Annotated in this window: 3 protein-coding genes; all 3 read left to right on the top strand. The window is 71.8% G+C overall.

Annotated features, from left to right (window positions below; all coding sequences use genetic code 11):
- The first annotated feature begins 198 nt into the window (after window positions 1-198).
- Window positions 199-1,596, top strand: a complete 1,398-nt coding sequence (cysS, locus tag AOK17_RS44355; protein ID WP_055618327.1) for a cysteine--tRNA ligase — start codon at window positions 199-201, stop codon at window positions 1,594-1,596.
- A 122-nt stretch (window positions 1,597-1,718) separates the two neighbouring features.
- Window positions 1,719-2,675, top strand: a complete 957-nt coding sequence (gene rlmB / locus AOK17_RS44350) for a 23S rRNA (guanosine(2251)-2'-O)-methyltransferase RlmB (RefSeq protein WP_055618326.1) — start codon at window positions 1,719-1,721, stop codon at window positions 2,673-2,675.
- Window positions 2,676-2,868: 193 nt separating this feature from the next.
- Window positions 2,869-4,533, top strand: coding sequence for a DoxX family protein (locus AOK17_RS44345; protein ID WP_245697778.1), 1,665 nt, complete (start codon window positions 2,869-2,871; stop codon window positions 4,531-4,533).
- Window positions 4,534-4,592 lie beyond the last annotated feature (59 nt).

Here is a 4,592-nt window from a genome sequence, read left to right as displayed (position 1 = left end):
GCCGCGCAATCTTCAGCCCCTCCGGCGTTTGAGGAGCGGGGGTTCGGGGGCGGAGCCCCTGAAAAGGGACGGGAATGGGTAGGGGCGGCGGGGGCGAAAAACGAATGGGCGGGATGCCCGGGACGCGGATGTCACGAATCGTGAGCCATGTGTCGGAAGGGTCTCGGGGCACTGGTCGTCGCCCACTACCCTGGAGGGGTGACTATTCGCCTGTACGACACCAGCGCCCGGCAGATCCGTGACTTCACCCCGATCACGCCGGGTTGTGTCTCGATCTACCTCTGTGGCGCCACCGTGCAGGCGGCCCCGCACATCGGGCACATCAGGTCCGGCCTCAACTTCGACATCATGCGCCGCTGGTTCGAGCACCGCGGCTATGACGTGACGTTCATCCGGAATGTCACCGACATCGACGACAAGATCATCTGGAAGGCCGCCGAGCAGAACAGGCCGTGGTGGTCGATCGGTTACGAGAACGAGCGGGCGTTCAACGACGGATACACGGCCCTGGGCTGCCTCCCGCCGACGTACGAGCCGCGCGCGACCGGCCACATCACCGAGATGGTCGAGATGATGCGCACGCTCATCGAGCGCGGGCACGCGTACGAGGCCGAGGGGAACGTGTACTTCGACGTGCGCTCCCTGCCCGGCTATCTCTCGCTGTCCAACCAGGACCTGGACGAGCTGCGCCAGCCCGCCGGGGAGGGCGAGACCGGGAAGCGGGACCCGCGGGACTTCGCGATGTGGAAGGCCGTCAAGCCCGGCGAGCCGAGCTGGGAGACGCCCTGGGGCCGGGGCCGGCCCGGCTGGCACCTGGAGTGCAGCGCCATGGCCCACAAGTACCTGGGCCCCGTCTTCGACATCCACGGCGGCGGCATCGACCTGATCTTCCCGCACCACGAGAACGAGATCGCCCAGGCCAGGGGCTTCGGCGACGAGTTCGCGCACTACTGGGTGCACAACTCGTGGGTCACCATGAGCGGCGAGAAGATGTCCAAGTCGCTCGGCAACTCCGTACTCGTGAGCGAGATGGTCAAGGCGTGGCGGCCCATCGTGCTGCGCTACTACCTCGGCACCCCGCACTACCGCTCCACCATCGAGTACAGCGAGGAAGCACTGCGCGAGGCCGAGTCCGCGTTCGCGCGGATCGAGGGCTTCGTGCAGCGGGTGGTGGAGAAGGCCGGAGCCGTCGAGCCCGCGGCCGAGGTCCCGCCGGCCTTCGCCGAGGCGATGGACGACGACCTGGGCGTCCCGGGGGCCCTCGCCGTCGTGCACACCACGGTCCGCCAGGGCAACAGCGCGCTGGCCGCCGACGACAAGGAAGCCGCGGTCGCACGGCTGGCCGAGGTCCGCGCCATGCTCGGCGTCCTCGGACTCGACCCGCTCGACCCGCACTGGGCGGGCGAGAGCGACCGCGGCGAGGACCTCCACGGAGTCGTCGACACGCTCGTACGGCTGGTGCTGCAGCAGCGCGAGTCCGCCCGCACCCGCAAGGACTGGGCCACCGCCGACGCCATCCGTGACCAGCTCAACCAGTCCGGGCTCGTGATCGAGGACGGCCCCCAGGGACCGCGCTGGACACTCGGCCCGCGCTGAGCTTTTCCTTGATCGATTGTGCCGCTCGGGTGTCCGGGCGGCACACTCGTAGACGCACGACATTTCACAGACGCATACACGACAGACGTACGCACGTACGCCTTCACACAGACAGGTAGGTCATGGCCGCTAACAACCGCCGCATGTCCGGCAAGAAGGGCGCGCAGGTCGGCAGTGGCGGCCAGCGACGCCGGGGCCTGGAAGGCAAGGGCCCGACCCCGCCCGCCGAAGCGCGCAAGAAGCACAAGAAGAACCGCATCGCCAACGCCGTCGCCAAGGCCAACGCGAAGCAGACCGTGCGCCGCCCGTCGCCGCGCGGCGGCCGGGGCGGCAAGGGCACGTCCGAGATGGTCGTCGGGCGCAACTCCGTCGTCGAGGCGCTGCGCGAGGGCGTCCCGGCGTCGATGCTCTACGTCCAGCAGTTCATCGACAACGACGAGCGGGTGCGCGAGGCGCTCCAGCTCGCCGCTGACCGCGGCGGCATCCACCTCATGGAGGCCCCCCGCCCCGAGCTCGACCGCATGACCAACGGCCTCAACCACCAGGGGCTCGTCCTCCAGGTCCCGCCGTACGAGTACGCGCACCCGGAGGACCTCGCGGCTGCCGCGTACGACGAGGGCAAGGACCCGCTGATCGTCGCGCTCGACGGCGTGACCGACCCGCGCAACCTCGGTGCCGTCGTCCGGTCCGTCTCCGCGTTCGGCGGCCACGGTGTCGTCGTGCCCGAGCGCCGTGCGGCCGGGATGACCGCCGGTGCGTGGAAGACGTCCGCGGGCGCCGCGGCCCGTACGCCCGTCGCCCGCGCGTCCAATCTGACCCGGGCGCTCGAGGCGTACAAGAAGGCCGGCCTCGTCGTGGTCGGGCTCGCCGCGGACGGGGAGGCCGAGGTCGGTGACCTGGAGGCCCTCGGCGGTCCCGTCGTCATCGTCGTCGGCAGCGAGGGCAAGGGGCTCTCCCGACTCGTCGGTGAGACCTGTGACTTCAGGGTGCGGATTCCGATGCCGGGCGGCACGGAGTCGCTGAACGCGGGTGTGGCTGCGGGAGTTGTGCTGTACGAGGCCGCGCGGAAGCGGGCCTAGTACGGGCCCGGCCGACGCCGGGGCGTGGTGATCCGCGGGTGCGTGGGGGCTGATCCCGCAGTTCCCCGCGCCCCTTACGGGGCCCGGTTCTGCGTCCTTGGACGCGGTGCCGGGCGCTGCTGTTTGATCTTGACGGGGTCCGGACAGATCGGGCCGGTCAAAGCAGTGTCCTAAACACACGTCACTCGGTTAGATGAGTGTGGACACCAGAACACCCCGCACACCCACGGGGGACCGCTCGTTGGGATTCGACGACGCTCCCGCGCTGAGCATGGTGAAGGTGCCGAGCGATCCGGCGCAGGTCATCGTCAATCATGCGAGCTTCCGCGTGCAGCTGAACTCCGCCCCGCGGGGCCAGTCCCCGCGCGCCGCGCGGCACTTGAGCTCGGGCGAGGACACCGCGCGCATCCCCGTCGTCGGAACCACCGCAGGCACCCGCCGCCGCGCGCCCGTCGTCTGGAGCGGGAAGTCCGCCCCCGACGACACCGGCGCCACCCGGCTGTTGCAGGCGGTGCGGAGCACGAGTCTGCGGCACGGCGCAGAGGCGCCCGCCGGCGACGGCGGTGCGACCCAGGTCATCCCGCGCGTCGGCGAGGGCGGACCCCCCGGGTTCGACGTCGACGCCACCGTCGAGACACCGACCGTCCGCGGCCCCGAGACCCGCCTCCTGCCGCAGATGCGCAGCGCGGGCAGCGCGTACGAGGAGATCGACGAACGCCCGTACGCGGACGGCGAGTTCGAGGACGACTCCTACGACGGTGACGAGTACCGGGACGAGGACGACGGCGCGCTCAAGCGGCACGGCGCCGCCCCCGTGCGCCACGGGTACTACCCCGGCCGCCGGATGAACCTCGGCGTCGTCCTGCTCCCGCTGCGCGTCTTCCTCGGCTTCATCTCCATCTACGCCGGCATGGGCAAGCTCTGCGACCCCGTCTACTTCGACGGCGGCAAGCGCGGCTCCATGGTCAAGTGGCTCAACTCCCTGCACCCCTGGGAACTCGCCGAGCCACTGCGCCAGTTCGCCCTCGAACACCCCGTCGGTGCCGGACTCCTCATCGCCTTCTTCCAGGTCATCGTCGGCGTCCTGACGGTGCTCGGCCTGTGGCAGCGGGTCGCCGCGGTCGTCGGCGCACTGCTGTCGGCGGCGCTGCTCCTCACCGTCAGCTGGAAGTCCGTCCCCGCCTACGACGCGCCGGACATCATCTACCTCGCCGCCTGGTCCCCGCTGATCATCGCGGGCGCCCCCGTCTACTCCATCGACGGCCGCCTCGCCGGCGAGGCCTGGCGCACGCTCGGGCCGCGCACCGACATCTGGGAGCTGCGCAGCCGCGTCCTGCGCCGGGGCGCGGTCGTCACGACCATCGTCGTCGGACTCACCCTGCTCATCGGCTCGTTGCTCGGCGGCGCCGTCCGCGACGCCGACCGCGTGGTCGTCCCCGGACCCGGCGAGGCCCCCCGCAACGAACTGCCCGGCTCCCCGCTCCCGGACGAGCCCGGCAAGCGCCGGCACAAGGAGAGCCCCTCGGCGGCCAACTCGCCCACCCAGGGCGCCACTTCCGCGAGTCCCTCGGGCGCGGCGACCACACCGGGCGCGGCCCGCGAGACCGCGGGCGCCGGTGCCGGACAGCCCAGCCAGACGCAGGGCAGCGGTCAGGCCCCGCCCCAGCAGTCGGCCCCGCCGCAGGCCCCCAGCACCAGCGCCGGTCCGTCCTCCTCGGGCGGCACCACCGGCGGTACGGGCTCGGGCGGCGGCTCGGGCAGTGGCGGCGGCTCCGGCTCCGGCGGGAGCACGGGCGGCAGCGGTGGCGGCTCCGGCTCCGGCGGTGGCTCCGGGCTCGTGGGCGGCCTGCTGGGCTGACACCGCCCGCCGACAGGGCGGCACGGCCGAGCCGGTACGGCGGCGAAGGACCGTACGAC

The sequence above is a fragment of the Streptomyces phaeochromogenes genome, assembly GCF_001418655.1.
Classification (GTDB): Bacteria; Actinomycetota; Actinomycetes; order Streptomycetales; family Streptomycetaceae; genus Streptomyces; species Streptomyces phaeochromogenes.
Note: the sequence above shows the minus strand (reverse complement) of the source record. Positions and strands in the feature narration are given on the sequence as shown.

Coding starts and splice junctions, on each gene's coding strand:
- rlmB (WP_055618326.1), top strand. CDS start 1,719: ATGGCCGCTAACAACCGCCGCATGTCCGGCAAGAAGGGCGCGCAGGTC.
- AOK17_RS44345 (WP_245697778.1), top strand. CDS start 2,869: ATGAGTGTGGACACCAGAACACCCCGCACACCCACGGGGGACCGCTCG.